At 72.0% G+C, this 15,912-nt stretch carries 15 protein-coding genes; 6 read left to right on the top strand and 9 right to left on the bottom strand.

Annotated features, from left to right (window positions below):
• The first annotated feature begins 67 nt into the window (after positions 1-67).
• Together JYK04_RS38550 and JYK04_RS38545 are read left to right on the top strand one after the other, a co-directional pair.
• The gene (locus tag JYK04_RS38550) at positions 68-1,495 is read left to right on the top strand and encodes a cation:dicarboxylate symporter family transporter (RefSeq protein ID WP_189744477.1); all 1,428 of its coding nucleotides are present in this window, start codon (positions 68-70) and stop codon (positions 1,493-1,495) included.
• A 265-nt stretch (positions 1,496-1,760) separates the two neighbouring features.
• A complete protein-coding gene (locus tag JYK04_RS38545; protein ID WP_189744475.1) occupies positions 1,761-3,536 on the top strand; it encodes a S8 family peptidase in 1,776 nt (591 codons plus the stop codon).
• On the opposite strand, the gene JYK04_RS38540 is transcribed toward JYK04_RS38545, so the two are convergent.
• The 3 genes from JYK04_RS38540 to JYK04_RS38530 all read right to left on the bottom strand — a co-directional run bounded on the left by JYK04_RS38540 (position 3,533) and on the right by JYK04_RS38530 (position 6,252).
• Positions 3,533-4,951, bottom strand: coding sequence for an alpha/beta hydrolase family protein (locus tag JYK04_RS38540; protein ID WP_189744473.1), 1,419 nt, complete (start codon positions 4,949-4,951; stop codon positions 3,533-3,535). The genes JYK04_RS38545 and JYK04_RS38540 overlap by 4 nt on opposite strands.
• Before the next feature lie 173 nt (positions 4,952-5,124).
• Entirely contained in the window at positions 5,125-5,808 is a 684-nt protein-coding gene (locus tag JYK04_RS38535) for a (2Fe-2S)-binding protein (RefSeq protein WP_189744471.1), read from the bottom strand.
• A 33-nt stretch (positions 5,809-5,841) separates the two neighbouring features.
• Positions 5,842-6,252 (bottom strand): VOC family protein, encoded by a 411-nt coding sequence (locus JYK04_RS38530; protein WP_189744469.1) that lies wholly within the window; start codon positions 6,250-6,252, stop codon positions 5,842-5,844.
• Between the two features lie 540 nt (positions 6,253-6,792).
• Between JYK04_RS38530 and JYK04_RS38525 the strand changes: the two genes are divergently transcribed.
• A complete protein-coding gene (locus JYK04_RS38525; protein WP_150261243.1) occupies positions 6,793-7,479 on the top strand; it encodes a GNAT family N-acetyltransferase in 687 nt (228 codons plus the stop codon).
• Between the two features lie 61 nt (positions 7,480-7,540).
• On the opposite strand, the gene JYK04_RS38520 is transcribed toward JYK04_RS38525, so the two are convergent.
• Positions 7,541-8,569 carry a TolB family protein gene (locus tag JYK04_RS38520; RefSeq protein WP_189744466.1) on the bottom strand — a complete coding sequence of 343 codons (1,029 nt, stop codon included), beginning with the start codon at positions 8,567-8,569 and terminating at the stop codon, positions 7,541-7,543.
• 266 nt (positions 8,570-8,835) lie between these two features.
• Here JYK04_RS38520 and JYK04_RS38515 point away from each other — a divergent pair, with 266 nt between their 5' ends.
• Positions 8,836-10,131, top strand: a complete 1,296-nt coding sequence (locus JYK04_RS38515; protein ID WP_189744464.1) for an alpha/beta hydrolase — start codon at positions 8,836-8,838, stop codon at positions 10,129-10,131.
• On the opposite strand, the gene JYK04_RS38510 is transcribed toward JYK04_RS38515, so the two are convergent.
• Positions 10,109-11,584 (bottom strand): carboxylesterase/lipase family protein, encoded by a 1,476-nt coding sequence (locus tag JYK04_RS38510; RefSeq protein ID WP_189744462.1) that lies wholly within the window; start codon positions 11,582-11,584, stop codon positions 10,109-10,111. The genes JYK04_RS38515 and JYK04_RS38510 overlap by 23 nt on opposite strands.
• A gap of 134 nt (positions 11,585-11,718) precedes the next feature.
• On the opposite strand from JYK04_RS38510, the gene JYK04_RS38505 reads away from it, so the two are divergent.
• Both JYK04_RS38505 and JYK04_RS38500 read left to right on the top strand, forming a co-directional pair.
• On the top strand, positions 11,719-12,015 hold the full coding sequence (locus JYK04_RS38505) for a hypothetical protein (RefSeq protein WP_189744460.1): 297 nt from the start codon (positions 11,719-11,721) through the stop codon (positions 12,013-12,015).
• A 99-nt stretch (positions 12,016-12,114) separates the two neighbouring features.
• Positions 12,115-12,399, top strand: a complete 285-nt coding sequence (locus JYK04_RS38500) for a chaplin (protein ID WP_189744458.1) — start codon at positions 12,115-12,117, stop codon at positions 12,397-12,399.
• Between the two features lie 114 nt (positions 12,400-12,513).
• Here JYK04_RS38500 and JYK04_RS38495 read toward each other — a convergent pair whose 3' ends face one another.
• From JYK04_RS38495 to JYK04_RS38480, 4 genes are all read right to left on the bottom strand, one after another.
• Positions 12,514-13,377 carry a tyrosinase family protein gene (locus JYK04_RS38495; protein ID WP_189744456.1) on the bottom strand — a complete coding sequence of 288 codons (864 nt, stop codon included), beginning with the start codon at positions 13,375-13,377 and terminating at the stop codon, positions 12,514-12,516.
• Between the two features lie 31 nt (positions 13,378-13,408).
• The gene (locus tag JYK04_RS38490) at positions 13,409-13,777 is read right to left on the bottom strand and encodes a tyrosinase family oxidase copper chaperone (RefSeq protein WP_189744454.1); all 369 of its coding nucleotides are present in this window, start codon (positions 13,775-13,777) and stop codon (positions 13,409-13,411) included.
• 59 nt (positions 13,778-13,836) lie between these two features.
• Entirely contained in the window at positions 13,837-14,376 is a 540-nt protein-coding gene (locus JYK04_RS38485; protein WP_189744452.1) for a GNAT family N-acetyltransferase, read from the bottom strand.
• 159 nt (positions 14,377-14,535) lie between these two features.
• Complete coding sequence (locus JYK04_RS38480; RefSeq protein WP_189744451.1) at positions 14,536-15,624, bottom strand: sugar ABC transporter substrate-binding protein; 1,089 nt, start codon at positions 15,622-15,624, stop codon at positions 14,536-14,538.
• Between the last annotated feature and the right edge of the window lie 288 nt (positions 15,625-15,912).

Raw genomic sequence — 15,912 nt, 5'->3', positions numbered from 1 at the left:
CAAGGGTGACCGGGGTCACAGCCCTGGGCGATGGTCTCCCCGAACGTAATCACCACCGGGAGGCATCGTGGCCGCCAGGCGCGACAGAACGCACTATCTCTACATCGCGGTGATCGGCGCGGTGCTGCTCGGCATCGCCGTCGGCTTCGCCGCCCCCGGCGTGGCCGTGGAGCTCAAACCGCTGGGCACCGGCTTCGTCAACCTCATCAAGATGATGATCTCGCCCGTGATCTTCTGCACGATCGTGCTGGGCATCGGATCCGTGCGCAAAGCCGCCAAGGTGGGAGCCGTGGGCGGGCTCGCCCTCGGCTACTTCATGGTCATGTCCACGGTGGCGCTGGCCATCGGCCTGCTGGTCGGCAACCTCCTGGACCCCGGCAGCGGGCTGCACCTGACCGAGGCGGCGCGCAGTGCGGGCGAGGCGCAGGCCAAGGCCGGTGGTGCCGAGAGCACGCCGGAGTTCCTGCTCGGGATCATCCCGACCACGCTGGTGTCCGCCTTCACCGGGGGCGAGGTGCTGCAGACGCTGCTGGTGGCGCTGCTCTGCGGATTCGCGCTGCAGGCCATGGGCGCGGCGGGCGAGCCGGTGCTGCGGGGCATCGGGCACGTCCAGAAGATGGTCTTCCGGGTACTCGCGATGATCATGTGGGCGGCTCCGGTGGGCGCCTTCGGGGCGATCGCGGCGGTGGTCGGGGCCACCGGCATCGACGCGCTGAAGTCCCTGGCCGTCATCATGATCGGCTTCTACACGACCTGCCTGCTCTTCGTGTTCGTGGTCCTCGGCACGCTGCTGCGGGTGTGCACCGGGGTCAGTGTCTTCGCCCTGCTGCGCTATCTGGGCCGGGAGTTCCTGCTGATCCTCTCGACCTCCTCCTCGGAGTCGGCGCTGCCGCGGCTGATCGCGAAGATGGAGCACCTGGGGGTCTCCCGGCCGGTCACCGGGATCACCGTGCCGACCGGCTACTCCTTCAACCTGGACGGGACGGCCATCTATCTGACGATGTCCTCGCTGTTCGTCGCCGAGGCGATGGGCAAGCCGCTGGCGCTGGGCGAGCAGATCTCGCTCCTGCTGTTCATGATCATCGCCTCGAAGGGCGCGGCCGGGGTGACCGGCGCGGGCCTGGCCACCCTCGCCGGCGGACTGCAGTCGCACCGGCCGGAACTGGTGGACGGCGTCGGCCTGATCGTGGGCATCGACCGGTTCATGAGCGAGGCCCGGGCGCTGACGAACTTCGCGGGCAACGCGGTCGCCACGGTGCTCATCGGAACGTGGACGAAGGAGTTCGACCACGCGCGCGCCACCGAAGTCCTCGCGGGACGGCTGCCGTTCGACGAGAACACGCTGGTGGACGACGGGCACGGCACGCAGCACCAGCAGGGCGGGCCCGCGCAGTCTGCCGAGTCCGCAGAGTCCGCAGGGTCCGCGGAGTCCGACGGAACCCCGAATTCCGTGCCGCAGCCCTCGGACAGCCCCAAGGACGGGGTGCCGGTCTAGCCGGTACGCCCCCGCGGGCCGACCGGGCAGGGCTCGCCCCCACGGTGCCCAGCCCGGTCGGCCCGCCCCATTCTCCGCACTTGCACCCATAGTCGGTATTCGGCCACCGATATACGAACCCCCCGGCTGTAAAAGGTACTTCCGTAACAGGCTGTGTGCATGACATCTTGCGTCCACCACTTGTTTCGTTCGACCCGGCCTGACCACCGGGTCTTCGGAGGACGCATTGATACCCCACATATCCAGCCGACCTCGACGTACCCTCGTGCTGGCCGCCACGCTCGGCGCGGCACTCGCATTCGGGGCTCCCGCCGCGCTCGCCGGCACCGCCCCCGTCTCGCCCAACGGCTCCTCGGCCCCCGCCCCCGCGGCGGCCGCCCCCAAGGCCGCGGCCCCGACTTCCCAGAGTGCGACCTGGGTTGCCGGTACCCGCGCCTACCTCGTGATCACCGCCCCCGGTGACACCACGGCGGTGCGGGGCGCCGTCGCCGCCAACGGCGGCACGGTGTTCCAGTACTACGACGCGATCGGCGTGATCGTCGCCCACTCCGCGTCCGGTACCTTCGCCACCACCATGCGCGGTGTGAGCGGCGTCCAGCAGGTCGGCGCCACCCGCACCTCGGACGTGCCGGCGGACGCCTACAACCCGGCGCTGCCCGCCAACCCGACGCAGGCCACGACGCCTTCGGGCGAGCCGGTCCGCGCCGACATGACCCAGATCAAGGCCGACCAGGCCTGGGCCGTCACCACCGGTTCCGCCTCCGTCAAGGTCGGCATCCTGGACACCGGTGTGGACGACCAGCACCAGGACCTGGCCCCGAACTTCAACGCGGCGGACTCCGCGTCCTGCGCCTACGGCAAGCCGGACACCCGTACGGGCGCCTGGCGGGACGTCGGCACCCACGGCACGCACGTGGCCGGAACGGTCGCGGCCGCCAAGAACGGCAAGGGCGTCATCGGCGTGGCCCCGGGCGTGCGGATCTCCTCGGTGCGCATCGCCGAGCCGGGCTCCTCGCTCTTCTTCGCCGAGAACACCGTCTGCGGCTTCATGTGGGCCGGTGACCACGGCTTCAAGGTCACCAACAACAGCTACTACACGGACCCGTGGCAGTTCAACTGCCCGGACAACGCCGACCAGGCCGCCATCATCGAGGGCGTCAAGCGCGCCCAGGAGTACGCGGAGGGCAAGGGCTCGCTGCAGGTCGCGGCGGCCGGCAACTCCAACATCGACCTGGCCAACAAGACGACCGACACCGAGAGCCCGAACGACTCGACGCCGGTCACCCGCACCATCACCAACGCCTGCCTGGACATCCCGACCGAGCTCCCGGGCGTGGTCACGGTCTCGGCGATGGGCACCACGGCGAAGGCCTCGTACTCCAACTACGGTCTGAACGTCGTCGACGTGACGGCCCCCGGCGGCGACACCGTCGGCATCTACAGCACCCAGCCGGGCGGCAAGTACGGCACCATGAGCGGCACGTCGATGGCGTCCCCGCACGTCACCGGCGTGGCGGCCCTGCTGGCCAGCACCAACCCGGGCATCACCCCGGCGCAGCTGCGCGACAAGCTGGCCACCCAGGCCAACGACGTCGCCTGCCCGTCGGACGGCCGCTGCAAGGGCACCACCGCGAAGAACGGCTTCTTCGGCGAGGGCCAGGTCGACGCGCTGAAGGCCGTCGGCAGCACCCCGCCGCCCGGCAAGTACTTCGAGAACACCGGTGACGTCGCCATCGGCGACAACACCACGGTGGAGAGCGCGATCACCGTCACCGGTGTCACCGGCAACGCCCCGGCCACCCTCAAGGTGGGCGTGAACATCGTGCACACCTACATCGGTGACCTCAAGGTCGACCTGGTCGCCCCGGACGGCACCGTCTACACCGTGCACAACCGCTCCGGCGGCAGCACCGACAACATCAACCAGGTCTACACCGTGAACGCCTCCTCCGAGGCCGCGAACGGCACCTGGAAGCTGCGGGTCAACGACAACGCCGGCGGCGACACCGGCAAGGTCGACTCCTGGAACCTGACCTTCTAGGAGGTCTTCCGGAAGTTCCGCCGGCGCTGCAGCACGTCGGCGAGCCAGTCGAAGACGACGTCGCAGTGCTGCTGCGGGGCCATCGGGGAGCAGTGCAACTGCGCCCCGGTGGCCTCCGTCATTTTCACGTACTCGCGGCGGCTGCGCAGCAGGTCGTACATCTGCTGCGGCTGGCCCGGGTAGAACAGCTCGAAGTCGTAGTCCAGGACGAGCGTCGGGGCCTTGATCCTCCCGACCACCTTGGTGACGTCGAGGCCCATGGCCACCTGCGCCGGGGTCCAGATGTCCGTGGGCACGACGCCCTGGCGGGCCTGGCGCAGCGCCTGCCTGTCGAAGATCTCGAAGCGCTTCCTGACCGTGAAGGCGAGCTCCGGCGTCAGCTCCGGGACGACCTCCTCGTTCCAGACCCGGTTGGTCTCCTCCTTGTCGGGGGTGACGACGGCGCGCAGCTCCGCGTCGAATCCCAGCCAGGGGCTGACGCAGCCCGGCTGGCAGGCGACGGCGGCGAGCCGGTGCTCGAAGGCTGCGGCACGGGCGACCAGGTTGCCTCCCATGCTGAGGCCGGTCAGCGCGATCCGGCCGCTGTCCACGTCCTCGCGCCGCTCCAGCCAGTCGACGAGCGGGCCGACCACCTTCTCCCAGCGGGTGGTGAAGGGGATCTCCTCCACGAACAGGAGCTGCCCCTGGCCGGGTCCGTCGTAGACGAGGGCGTTCCAGCCCCGGCCGAGTGCGGCGGCCACACCGTAGGTCCACATGTCGAGGTTCTGGCCGTCGCTGCCGTTGGTGAGGATCACGGTGGGGCGCGGTTCGGCGGGACCGTCCGGGCGGAAGAACCAGACGGGCAGGCGGGTCTTGCCGTACGGGACCTGCGCGCGGACGGCGGCCGGTGAGCAGAGCGCGGCAAAGGTGTCCCAGGCCCCGCGCCCGGCCAGGTAGAGCGACTCCTCGTCACCGGGGTGGTCGGTGCCGAGCACGTAGAACAGCGCCTGCGCGTAGTACTGGGCGGCGCGCAGGGACCGGAAGCGGCGGGTCTGCGAGGGGGCACCGTGGCCGTGCCGGCCGGCGGCCGGGGGCGCGGCGAGCCGGTCCCCCCAGGCGCGGAAGGTGTCGCTGAACGTCTGCTCGGACAGCCCCGCCGCATTGATCGCGTTGACCGCGGTCAGCACCTCGCCCACCTCGGAGGCGCGCATGCCGGCCGCGCCGAGGGCGAGCAGGCCCGCGAAGTTGAAGCCGGGATCGGCGAAGAGCTGCATGGCTCCGGGTGTGGGACCCACCGCCTTGGCGGACGGCCTGGGCGCGGCGGCCGCGGTGCGGGCCCCACCCCCGACGGCGAGCGCCCCGGCCCCCGCGGCGAGGCCGGTCAGGGCCGCGCGGCGGGTGAGCGCGGCGGGCTGGTGCGGTGTACGAGCGGTCATGCAGCGGACCGTACGCGGGGCCCGTGGCGGGCCGGGGCGCGGCGCGCCCTCCCTTGCTCCGAACGGCCGCGTGCGTCGGCCGGTGACCGTGGGGCCCTCCGTCACGCCGTCCGTCAGGCCGTCCGTCAGGACGGCTGTCAGGACGGCTGTCAGGACGGCTGTCAGGACGGCTGTCAGCCCGTCCGCCGCGCGGTCCGCAGCACGCAGTCGCCGCAGAGCCCGCCTCCGGGCACCTGGTAGTAGAGGCAGCAGCTGCGCCGTACGAACGCCACTCCGAGCCCCTCCTCATGGATGAAGGTGCCGGTGCCCGCCAGCGCTCCGCCGTCGGCCAGCAGGGCGCCCGCCAGCTCCACGGCCGCGCCGCCCGGCACCCGGTCGATCAGCACGCGCAGCGCCCCGACGAGCCCGGACGCCGCGTTCCCCCGCAGGACCTTCGGCGAGACCCCGAAGCGCTCGCGCAGGGCCTCGTCGAGCACGGCCAGGTTCGCCAGGACGTTCTCCCCGAGCGCCTCGGCCGGCAGGCCGGGGGCGGGCTCGGGCAGCCACAGCTGCAGCGATCCCGCGTCCGGCAGCCGCCACCACACCCGGTCAGGGGCCAGGTCCGGAACCCGGCCCGCCAGTGCCGCGCACCCGAGCCCCAGCGACCAGAGCCGGGAGACGATCCCGAACTGTGCGGTCGAGGCGGCCACCCGGCCCGGCCCGGTGCCGATCCGCCGCCCCACCTCGGCCACGTACGGCCCGAGCCGCTCCCCGTACAGCGCGGTGAGCGGCCGGAAGCCGGGGCCGGGCGGTTCCTTCCCGCAGGGGACGGTGAAGAAGGGCCCCACGGCGGCCAGTCGCCGCAGTACGTCGTCCATACCCGAGATGATCTCAGCGGCGCGGGACCGGCGTCAGGCCGGGTCCGGGGTCGCCCCTTCGAGGACCTCCAGGTAGTGCGGGTTGCACATGATGCCGAGCACATTGCCGAAGGGGTCCGTGACGGCCGCCGTGACGAAGCCGCCGTCGCCGTGCGCGGTCACCGGCTGGTACTCCGTCGCCCCGAGGGCCAGGAGCCGCGCGTGGACCGCGGGGAGATCGTCGACGGCCCAGTAGGCCACCGCGCCGCCCGGGTCCTTCGCCGCGCCCGGCGGGGCGTGGCGGCGGTCGACGATGCCCAGCTCGTGCTGGTAGTCGCCGATGCGGAACTCGGCGTAACCGGGCCGCTCGAAGTACGGGGCGATCCCGAGGAGCTCGGTGTACCAGGCCTTGGCGGTCTCCAGGTCGTCGGCCCAGAAGTTGATCGTCGCAACACCTCGCAGCATGTACACCCTCCTCGGCGGACACAGGCATCGCTTCGACTCTACGGCGGCCCCGCGGGCCCCGTAGCAGACCCGGGTGGCGCAGTCGTACCTCCCCCGGGGTGCGGCCGCTCACGGACACACCGCCGACGACCATGTGTTCGACCTCCGGGCGGGGCGGCGGACCGGTGGCCCCGGCCGCGGGACCCACGAGCGGAGCCTGACCCGGGGCCACCCGGATCTATCCGCATTCCCGCAGGTCAGGCATGATCGCACGGCAACCGGCGGCCGCCGGGGCGGCCGTCCGGGGGGCCCACGCCGTGCGGTTGAAGGGATGTCCGTCGATCATGATTACGGGTCCTCCGGGGCGGGGACCCAAGTCCCCGGAAATCAGTGTCACGCCATTGCCAAATTGGGGGTTCATGAGAGGACATTAAGGAGCTACATTGAGCCACTCGCGTTCACCTGACAGCCGGTTGCCTTTCACTCGTGTTTTGCACGGGGGGCGACGTCATGGACGCAGACTGTGCAACCACCCCACCGCCCAGAAGGACCGAAGGCTCCGTGCCCGTACCCGTACACCTCGCGGGCCGCACCGTGCGGCTCGAGCCCCTCGCCCCCCACCACACCGAGGCTCTGGCCGTGGCCGGGGCCGAGGATCGTACGACTTACGCCTTCACCCCCGTACCCCATGGGGTGCAGGCGTCACACGAGTACATCGAACGTGCCCTCGCCGATCAGGCAGCGGGTCGATCGCTCCCGTTCGCGGTGGTCAGAGCCACCGACGGGCGGGTCGTCGGTTCGACCCGGTTCCTGGAACTCGACTACTGGCAGGGGCCTCTGGTCTGGCCCGCCGTGCCCGGAGTCCCGTTCGGCGATCCGGCGACGGCGATCCCCGATGCCGCCGAGATCGGCAATACCTGGCTGTCCCCGGGCGCCCAGGGAACCGGCATCAACACCGAGGCGAAGCTGCTCATGCTCCGCCATGCCTTCGAGACCTGGGGGGTACGGCGCATCTCGCTGCGCGCGGACGCGCGCAACGGCCGGTCGCGAGCCGCCATGGAACGTCTGGGCTTCACCTGCGAGGGGGTCCGCCGGGCCCATTCGCGGGGGCTCGACGGCGCCGTCCGCAGTACGGCCTTCTACTCGATCCTCGACGAGGAGTGGCCGGCCGTACGGTCGATCATCGAGCTGAGGCTGTCGGCGGGCGCGCAGCGCAAGCGGCGCCGCAAGACCCTGATCCCCGCGTAACCGCGTCCAGCCGGACGAAGAACGGAAAAACGCTCCTCCCCCGGCCCTCGCCGCGGCCTCCTCAGCCGAGGAAGGCCGGGGCGAGGGCCGAGTCCACGAGCCGGGCGGGGGCGCCGCCCCCGTCGGCCGGTACGGCGTACAGGTCGGCGCCGAAGTCCCCCGGCAAGGCGTAGACGACGGTCCGGTCGTCGGTCCACACCACCTGGTCGTCCACGCTGCGCTCCTCGGCGAGCGGGTGCTCGGCTCCGGAGGCCAGGTCCAGCGCGTACAGCCGCCAGGGCGCCTCGGCCGGCAGGCCCGGCACGCGCTTCTTGAAGACCACCCGGGTCCCGTCCGGTGACAGCGACGGGCACTCGGCGTTCTCGCGCAGGGTGGTCACGGTGCGCTCGCCCAGGTCCCCGCGGACCAGATGGGTCCGGCCTCCGGTGGCGAGGGTCGCGTAGAAGGTCCGCTCGTCCGCGGCGAAGGTCACCCCCCAGAAGTTGACGTCGGCACTGCGGTACGGCTTGCCGTCCTTCAGGATCGTGAAGTCCTCCAGCGAGGCGTCGAGCGTGCCGGTGCGCAGGTCGAGCACCGAGGTCCGCGTCGAGAAATTCGTACCTGCGTACGAGTCCCCGCCGACGAAGACGGTCCAGGCGGCGAGGTGCCCGCCCGGTGAGACCCGGGCCCGGGTGGGGAGGCCGCCGAGCGGGTGTGCCGACACCTCTTTCAGCCGGGCGTCGAGGACGACGGCCCGGTAGCCCTCCTGGAGCCCGCCGCGGTCCGCCCGGAGGCAGATCCCGGTGCCACCGGCCGCGTGGAAGCGCAGGCAGCTCACCCCGGACGCGGTACGGGGCCCCTCCGGCGCGCCGGCCGCGACCGTGGCGAGCTCGTCCCGGTGCGGTCCCCAGGCCATGTTGCGGAACACGATCCGCCGGCCGCCGTCGTCCGGCGCCAGCGAGACCGCGCCCGGGGTGACCGGCGGGCCGCCCGCCCGGGCGTGGTCCTTCTCGTCGGCGCGCGAGGAGGCCCGCACGACGGCGAGTACGCCCACGGCCGCGAGCAGGGCCACGGCGGTGACCAGGATCAGGATCCGGCGCTGGAGCGACATGGGATGACTCCGGGGCGGGGTGGGGTTCCGGGGGCGGCGCGGGGGCACCATAACCGGCGACCTGCACAAGAGCCAGGCCCGGACGGGGGCGGGTCCGTGAACTCCACCGGGCGTCCGGATGCCAGGCAATGGCCTTCCCCAGGGCACCCCAAGAGTAGGGAAAGTGCGGAACCCTGACATGCTTTCGTTCATCCTTCGAACGGAAGGACCCAGCAGTCAGACCACCCCGCCCCTCTGGGGCAGCACCAGCCGGAGAGCCACCGCACATGTCGTACGCACCCGACGGGCAGCAGTACCAGCCGTACCGGCCGGAAGGACAGATACCGCAGCCGCCCCACGGCGACCAGTACGGCCGGCCGTACGGACAGCAGCCGCCGCCCGGCCGCCCCCAGCAGCCGTACGGGCAGCAGGACCGGTACGGGCAGCAGCCGCAGTACGCACCGCAGGACCAGTACGAACAGACGGCGCGCTACGGACCGCAGGACCTCCTCCCCGAGGAGCCGCCGCGCCGCCGCAGGGGACGCCGCTGGCTGATCGCGGGCGCCTCCGTGCTCGCGCTCGCCGGTATAGCCGCGCTCGTGCTGAACCACTACGAGATACCCCCGTTCACCGACAAGGGCTCCGCGGTGTCCTTCGGGCAGACGCCCGCGGGGGGCGGCAAGAAGAACGACGCTCCCCCGCCGCCGAACTCCAAGATGCTGATGCCGACCGGGCCGGCCTCCGAGTTCAAGAACACCATGACCCTCGCCGACGGCACGCACGTGGCCGTCACCACGCTGGACGGCAAGAAGTCCGGCTTCAAGGGCAAGGTCTGGGTCTGGGCCCCCAAGGAGTACAACGACCCGAAGTTCGCCAAGAGCGGCTTCCCGGTCATGATCGCCCTGCCGGGCGGCGCCGGCTACCCGAGCAACTACTGGATGGGCACCGACCTCGGTCTCCAGACCAGCATCAGCAAGTGGTACGCGGAGGGCAAGAGCAAGCCCTTCATCCTGGCCATGCCGGTCCTCAACCCGGCGCCGGACGACAAGGGCATCTACTGGGACGGCTCCGACATACCCGGCCAGCCCAAGATGGGCACCTGGCTGACCGAGGACGTCCCGGACCTGATGAAGGCGAACTTCCGCACCGTCAAGTCCCGTGACGGCTGGGCCTTCATGGGCTCCTCCACCGGCGGATTCGCGGGCCTGAAGGCCGTACTGAAGCACCCGGACAAGTTCAAGGCCGTGATCGCCTCCGGCCCGGACGTCGTCCCGGACTCCTCCCTGTGGAAGGGCCACGACAAGGAGAAGGCCGAGAACAACCCGGAGCTGCTGGCGAAGCAGCTCATCGACACCAAGGGCCCGGAGGTCTACCTCGCCTTCCAGGTCGGCGACAGCGAGAACAACAAGAAGACCCTGCCCGACGTGCAGAAGTTCGTCGCCACCTATGGCAACAAGGGCCCCATCCACGCCGAGTTGAAGGTCATCAAGGGCGGCCAGCACAACGCCAAGACCTATGTGCCGAACATGGGCGAAGGGCCGGTCCAGTACATCAGCAAGGTCATGGAAGGGCCCGTCGAGTAACCACCGGCGCCCCCGCACCATCGAGCTCCGGCCCGCCGAACACCTTCGGCGGGCCGTCGCCGTTCCAGGCCGCCCAGCCCGGATCGCCCGTCACCGCGAACCGCACCCAGGCCGCGTGCATCTCGTCCGCCAGCGCCTGCGGGGTGTCCGGCCCGGCCAGCCAGGCGGCCTCCGGCACCGCGAGCGTGTCGAACACGAAGCCCAGCTCCAGGGCGTGGCAGGAGCCCAGGCCCGGCAGGCCGGAGGGCCAGCCGAACTCGTACAGGAAGCTCGGCGCCGCCCGCCGCGCCCCGGCGAGCCTGCGCAGCGGGTCGCGCAGCAGGTGGTCGGTGAGCAGTTGTCCGGCCAGTTCGGCGGGGCCCGCGGCGGGCAGCGCGGCGCGCAGCGCCCGTACGGCCGCCCGGTCCTTGCCGGAGCGGGCACGGGCCAGCACCACGGCGAGCGGGCCGAGCCGGTCCAGCAGCCGCATCCCGCCGGTGGGGGCGAGCCACAGCCGGTACTCGTCACGGGTCCAGCCGAGGAGCAGCGGCACCTCTCCGGAGGCGGCCGCCGCGCACAGGGTGTCGAGGGGGTCGGCCGGGACCGTGTCCGGGTCGGTGACCAGGCCGAAGGCGGGTCCGCCGAGGAGCGGGCCCGATCGGCGCAGGACGGCCGCCTGGGCGGTGAGCAGGTCGGGCAGGGCGGTGGCCGTGAAGGCCGCGGCGGTGGCGTCCACCTCGAGGAGCGAAGCCATCCGCCGGACCGTGGCGCGGACCTTGGTGCGCGCCACGACCTCGGGGGCGCCGCTCTGCAGGACGGCCCGGGCGAAGAGCCCGGCCGCGCGCGGGGCGGCCAGGAGGGCGCCGATGCCGATGGCCCCGGCGGATTCACCGAAGACGGTGACCCGGTCGGGGTCCCCGCCGAAGGCCCCGATGTTGTCGCGGACCCATGTGAGGGCGGCGATCTGGTCCAGCAGGCCGCGGTTGGCGGGGGCGTCGGGGAAGAGTCCGTAGCCGAGGACGCCGAGGCGGAAGTTGAAGGAGACGAGCACGACCCCGTCGCGGGCGAAGGCGGAGCCGTCGTACACGGGGACGGCCGAGGAGCCGCGGGTGTGGGCGCCGCCGTGGATCCAGACCATGACGGGCAGCCGGGCACCGGGGGCCGGGTCGGGGGTCCACACGTTCACGTTCAGGCAGTCGTCCCCCGGGATCACCGGGTCGGGGAGCAGGGCCGCGAAGGTGTCCGGGTAGGGCACCTTGGGCGCGGTCGGCCCGTAGGCGGCGGCATCCCGTACGCCGTCCCAGGCGGCCGGGGGCTCGGGAGCCGCGAAGCGCAGGGCGCCGACGGGCGGGGCCGCGTAGGGGATGCCCAGGAATACGGCGGTCCCCCCGGGCCCGGTCCGGCCCTCGACGACCCCGGTCGCCGTCCTGGCCCGCGGCCGGCGGCGGCCGTCGGCGGCAGCCTCTGCGCTCATCTCGTCCTCCTGCGATGACGGTGCCGGTCGCACCGCCGCACCGTCGCACAGCCGTCCAACGGGTGACAAGGCGTGACCGGGTCCGGGCCCGGCCCGGTTGGACGGGCATGCGATTCCTGCGTATCCACCCTGCCGTGCCCGTCCTGCTCCTGGCGGGCGCCACGCTCCTGCCCGGTGCGGCGCATGCGGCCGCCGGTCCGGACTTCCAGTACGTCGGCCAGGACGACCGGGTCCACGGCCTCACCGCGCCGAGGGGGTGCGTCGAGGCGGAGGGCGGCGGCGCCCGGGCGGTCACCAACGGGACCGGGAGCTCGGCGACCCTCTTCGAGGGCCACCGGTGTTCCGGCCGGGCCCTGCGGGTCATGCGGCCCGGGGAGGTCGGCCAGGTGCGGCCGTATTTCGCCTCCGTCCGGTTTTCCGTCACCAGGTAGGCGCACGGGCCGTGACCCCTTGGCCTCCCCCGCGTTGTATGCCATGTCAAATGCCACAGAGATCCTGTGGCGCCCCACACATCTCACGAGGAGATCTTGATGTCGCGTATCGCGAAGGCATTCGCCATCACCGCTGTCACCGGCAGCGCCGTGGTCGCCGGTGCGGGTCTGGCTGTCGCCGATGCCGGAGCGCACGGTGCGGCGGTCGGCTCCCCCGGTGTCCTGTCGGGCAACCTGCTCCAGGTTCCGGTGCACGTCCCGGTCAACGTCTGCGGCAACACCGTGAACGTGATCGCCCTGCTGAACCCGGCGTTCGGCAACACCTGCGTCAACGCCTCCGGCCACGGCGGCCACCACACCGAGGGTGGCGACTACGGCCACTGATCGCCTGATCGTGTGATCGGCTGATCGACGGAAGGGCCCCCGCCACCCGGCGGGGGCCCTTCCCCCTGTGCCCCTGTGCCCCCGCGCACGGCGGGTACGCACGGGCCGCGCGCGTCATTCGTAGCGGTACAGGCCCTGGTGGTCGGACATCTCGCGCGGGGTGACGTTCCACGGCGGCATCGGCTCGTCGAGGGCGATCACCCGGCCGCGCTGGAGGTCGCCGACGGCGAGCGGGGCGGCGGGCAGATAGCCGGAGCCGGGGTGCTTCTGCTGCCAGCGGTCCCAGATCAGGTCGACGAAGGCGTGGTGCAGCCAGAACGCCGGGTCGTTGGGCGCCGTACCGCCGGTCATGTGGCCGCCGATCCACTGGTGGACCTTGTTGTGGTTGCGCCAGCGCTCGCTCCTGGGGGCCGACCAGCCCTCCAGCTTGTTGCGGAAGCCGCCCGCGGTGGCCGTGGAGTCCCAGGGGGAGACGTCGTAGGTCGGGTCGTCGATCGCCCATTGGAGTTCGGCCGCGGTGGGCAGGGTGATGGGATTCTGCGGCCGGCCGAGGTTGCGGGTGAGGAACGCGGACTCGGTGATGCCCACGGTCACCGTCCAGTTGCCCGTGTCGTAGGCGAACGGCCCGGTCATCACCTTGCGGTCGCTCGCCCGGCCGGTGCCGCCGAGGAAGTCGTCGGCCCACAGGGAGGAGACCGGGCTGGGGTCGGCGGTCCAGTCCCAGTACGGGACGCTCACGCCCGGGTCGATCTCCTGCAGCTGCCGCTCGAACTCCAGCAGATAGCGCCGGTGCCACGGGAAGAAGGACGGGGACATGTGCCCGACGCGCAGCTTGCGGTCGCGGTCGGGCACGAAGTACTTGTCGTGGGTGCGCACGAGGGCGTCGTAGGCCCCGTCGCGCTTGAGCTCCAGCACCGCCGCCGTGAACCGCTTCTTCTGGGCGCTGGTGAGGTTCTTCTGGTTCTGCCGGGTGTGCAATGCGGGGCTCCTCCGGTTCCCTTGGGTCAGTTCAGCCGTGGTGCGGGGCCGCGAAGGCGAGCTGGGCGGTGCCCAGTTCGTCGACGGCGGCCCGGGCCAGTTCCAGTGGCGTGGCATAGGACTGGAAGTGGTTGATCCCGCTGAGGTAGCTGCCGTCGGCCCGGCGCATGACGTGCAGCGGGCGGCCGTCGATCCGGACCCCGGCGACGTCGACGGCGATGTGCCGGCCGCGGTAGGTCTCCTCCTCGGCGAGCGGCGCCGGGGTGAGGGTCTGCCGGGGACGCCGGGCGCGCAGTACGGGCGCCAGGGCCGCGGCCGTACCGGCGAGCACGGCCGCGGTGAAGGCCGTACGGAGAACCGCGCGGCGGGTCAGTGGTGCGGCGGGCGATGCTGCGGACATACGGTCTCCCTCGCTCGGTGGCCGGCGGCTACGGGTCTAACGCCGCGCGGCGGGCGAGGTCACCCGTGGGCGTCGCGGAGCTGCTTGTAGTAGAGGGTCGTGGGGTGGAGCCGGCCCGCCGGGTCGGTGGCGTAGTCGGGGATGGTGCCGGCCTCGGTCCAGCCCGCGCGGCGGTAGACCCGCTCGGCTCCGCTGCCGGTCTCGGTGTCCAGGAAGAGCAGCACGACGCCGGCTCGGGCGGCGGCCGACTCGGCCTCGGCGAGCAGGGCGCGGGCGGTGCCCCGGCCGCGGGCGGCCGGGTGGACCATGAGCTTGCGCAGCTCGGCGCGGTGGCGGCCGTTCGCCTTGGTCTCCCGGTGCCAGCTGACGGTGCCGTCGATCCGGCCGTCGCCGCCGGTGCGGGAGACCCACAGCGCGAGGGAGCCGTCCTCGACGGCGGGCAGCAGGGAGTCCCACCAGGCGGCGGCGCCCCGCTGGTCGAGCCCGGCGAGGAAGCCCAGGGACGATCCGCCGTCGACCACGGCGAGCAGCAGGTCGGCGAGTTCGTCGCGGTGGGCACGGAGTCCGGCGGCGGAGAGCGCGGTGATGGTGGCCGTCATGGGGCGAGGATAAGGAGCGGCGCGGAACCCGCCGAAGGCGGGGCGGGCGCGGGTCGCCGCGGGCCCCGGACCGGGCCGGGCACACGGCCCGTCATGGCCGGTGCCGTCGTTGTCCTTCGCGCTGCCGGCGCGCTTGCGGGGCCCCGCCCGCCTGCCGCCCTATTCCAGGCCGATCCCGTCGCACGCGGCCTTGAGGGCCTCGGTGCAGATCTCCTCGACGGTGTAGACGTTGTCGAGGACCAGGGTGCTCTTGATGTTGTCGCGGGTCACGGACACGCCGAGGATGAGGATGGAGGGGACGCGCTTGGTGGTGGGGCTGCTGACCACCTGGTTGATGATTCCGTCGATCTTCTCGCCCTGGGCGAGGAGGACGGCGAGTTCGGCCGCGGACTCGGCTTCGCGGGAGTAGGGCTTGTAGACGCTCATGAACTGCTCGCCCGCCACTATTCGCTGCACGGCGGGGAGTTCGGTGTCCTGACCGGTGACCGGCGGCAGCGGGGAGACGCCGGCGGCCTTGAGGGCGGAGATGATGCCGCCGGCCATGCCGTCGTTGGCGGAGTAGACGCCGACGATCTTGTCCTTGCCGAGTGCGGAGATCGCCGCCGTCATGTTGGCGCTCGCGTTCTCCCGCTTCCACTCGGCGGTGTCGTACTCCTTGCCGATGTTCACCTTGCCGTCGAGGACGGTGCGGGCGCCGGCCTTGTAGCGGGCGGCGTTGGGGTCGGTGAGGGCGCCGTGCATCATGACTATCTTCCCGTTTCTGGCTCTCTCGCCCAGGGAATCCAGCAGGGTCTTGCCCTGGAGGCGGCCGATGTCCTCGTTGTCGAAGGAGACGTACGCATCGACCGGGCCCTCGGCCAGGCGGTCGTAGGCGACGACCGGGATGCCCGCCGCCTTGGCCTTCGTCACCGCGCCGGCGATCGCCTTGGAGTCCACCGCGTCGACGACCAGGACATCGACCTTGCTCGCGATCATCGCGTCGGCCTGGGCGTTCTGCTTGGCCGCATCCCCCATCGCGTTGGCGTAGACCACCTTGCCCTTGCCGAGGGTCAGCAGGGCGACCTTCTTCTCCATCAGCGGCTTGTCGAACTTCTCGTACCGCGCGGTCTCGTTCTCGGGGAGCAGCAGGCCGATCGTGACATTGTTGCTCCCGCTCGCGGCGCCCTCCTCGGTGGTGCCGCAGGCGGCGAGGGTGGCGGTGAGCGCCAGCACGGTCAGAGCAGTGGGGGTGCGCAGATACGGGTTCATGCGGTGGGACCTCCCTGATGGGGCCGTGTTCGAACGGCCGAGGTGGCGCGGAACACCGTGCCCTTTCCGCTGAGCCGGAGGGCATCGTTCCGCGGGAGCGTACACGCCGCGGCCGGGACCGGGATCCACCGAGCGCTCCCGTGAGACGGCAGTGGTTTCGCCACTGCCACACAGCACGATCCGGGGGTGCGCCGGGCGCGGGGTCGACGGCGCCGTCCATGGGTATCACCCTCCCTCGGCAGGGTGAACTCCCTCAGAAGCCGTCGGCGCGGGTGCCGCCGTGCCGTC

The sequence above is a fragment of the Streptomyces nojiriensis genome, assembly GCF_017639205.1.
Taxonomy (GTDB): Bacteria; Actinomycetota; Actinomycetes; order Streptomycetales; family Streptomycetaceae; genus Streptomyces; species Streptomyces nojiriensis.
The sequence above is the reverse complement of the archived record's forward strand: the minus strand, read 5'-3'. Positions and strand labels throughout refer to the sequence as shown.

Bases quoted from the DNA above. Each gene is read 5' to 3' on its own strand.
- JYK04_RS38540 (WP_189744473.1), bottom strand. From the start codon at position 4,951: ATGACCGCTCGTACACCGCACCAGCCCGCCGCGCTCACCCGCCGCGCG.
- JYK04_RS38535 (WP_189744471.1), bottom strand. From the start codon at position 5,808: ATGGACGACGTACTGCGGCGACTGGCCGCCGTGGGGCCCTTCTTCACC.
- JYK04_RS38530 (WP_189744469.1), bottom strand. From the start codon at position 6,252: ATGCTGCGAGGTGTTGCGACGATCAACTTCTGGGCCGACGACCTGGAG.
- JYK04_RS38520 (WP_189744466.1), bottom strand. From the start codon at position 8,569: ATGTCGCTCCAGCGCCGGATCCTGATCCTGGTCACCGCCGTGGCCCTG.
- JYK04_RS38515 (WP_189744464.1), top strand. From the start codon at position 8,836: ATGTCGTACGCACCCGACGGGCAGCAGTACCAGCCGTACCGGCCGGAA.
- JYK04_RS38510 (WP_189744462.1), bottom strand. From the start codon at position 11,584: ATGAGCGCAGAGGCTGCCGCCGACGGCCGCCGCCGGCCGCGGGCCAGG.
- JYK04_RS38500 (WP_189744458.1), top strand. From the start codon at position 12,115: ATGTCGCGTATCGCGAAGGCATTCGCCATCACCGCTGTCACCGGCAGC.
- JYK04_RS38490 (WP_189744454.1), bottom strand. From the start codon at position 13,777: ATGTCCGCAGCATCGCCCGCCGCACCACTGACCCGCCGCGCGGTTCTC.
- JYK04_RS38485 (WP_189744452.1), bottom strand. From the start codon at position 14,376: ATGACGGCCACCATCACCGCGCTCTCCGCCGCCGGACTCCGTGCCCAC.
- JYK04_RS38480 (WP_189744451.1), bottom strand. From the start codon at position 15,624: ATGAACCCGTATCTGCGCACCCCCACTGCTCTGACCGTGCTGGCGCTC.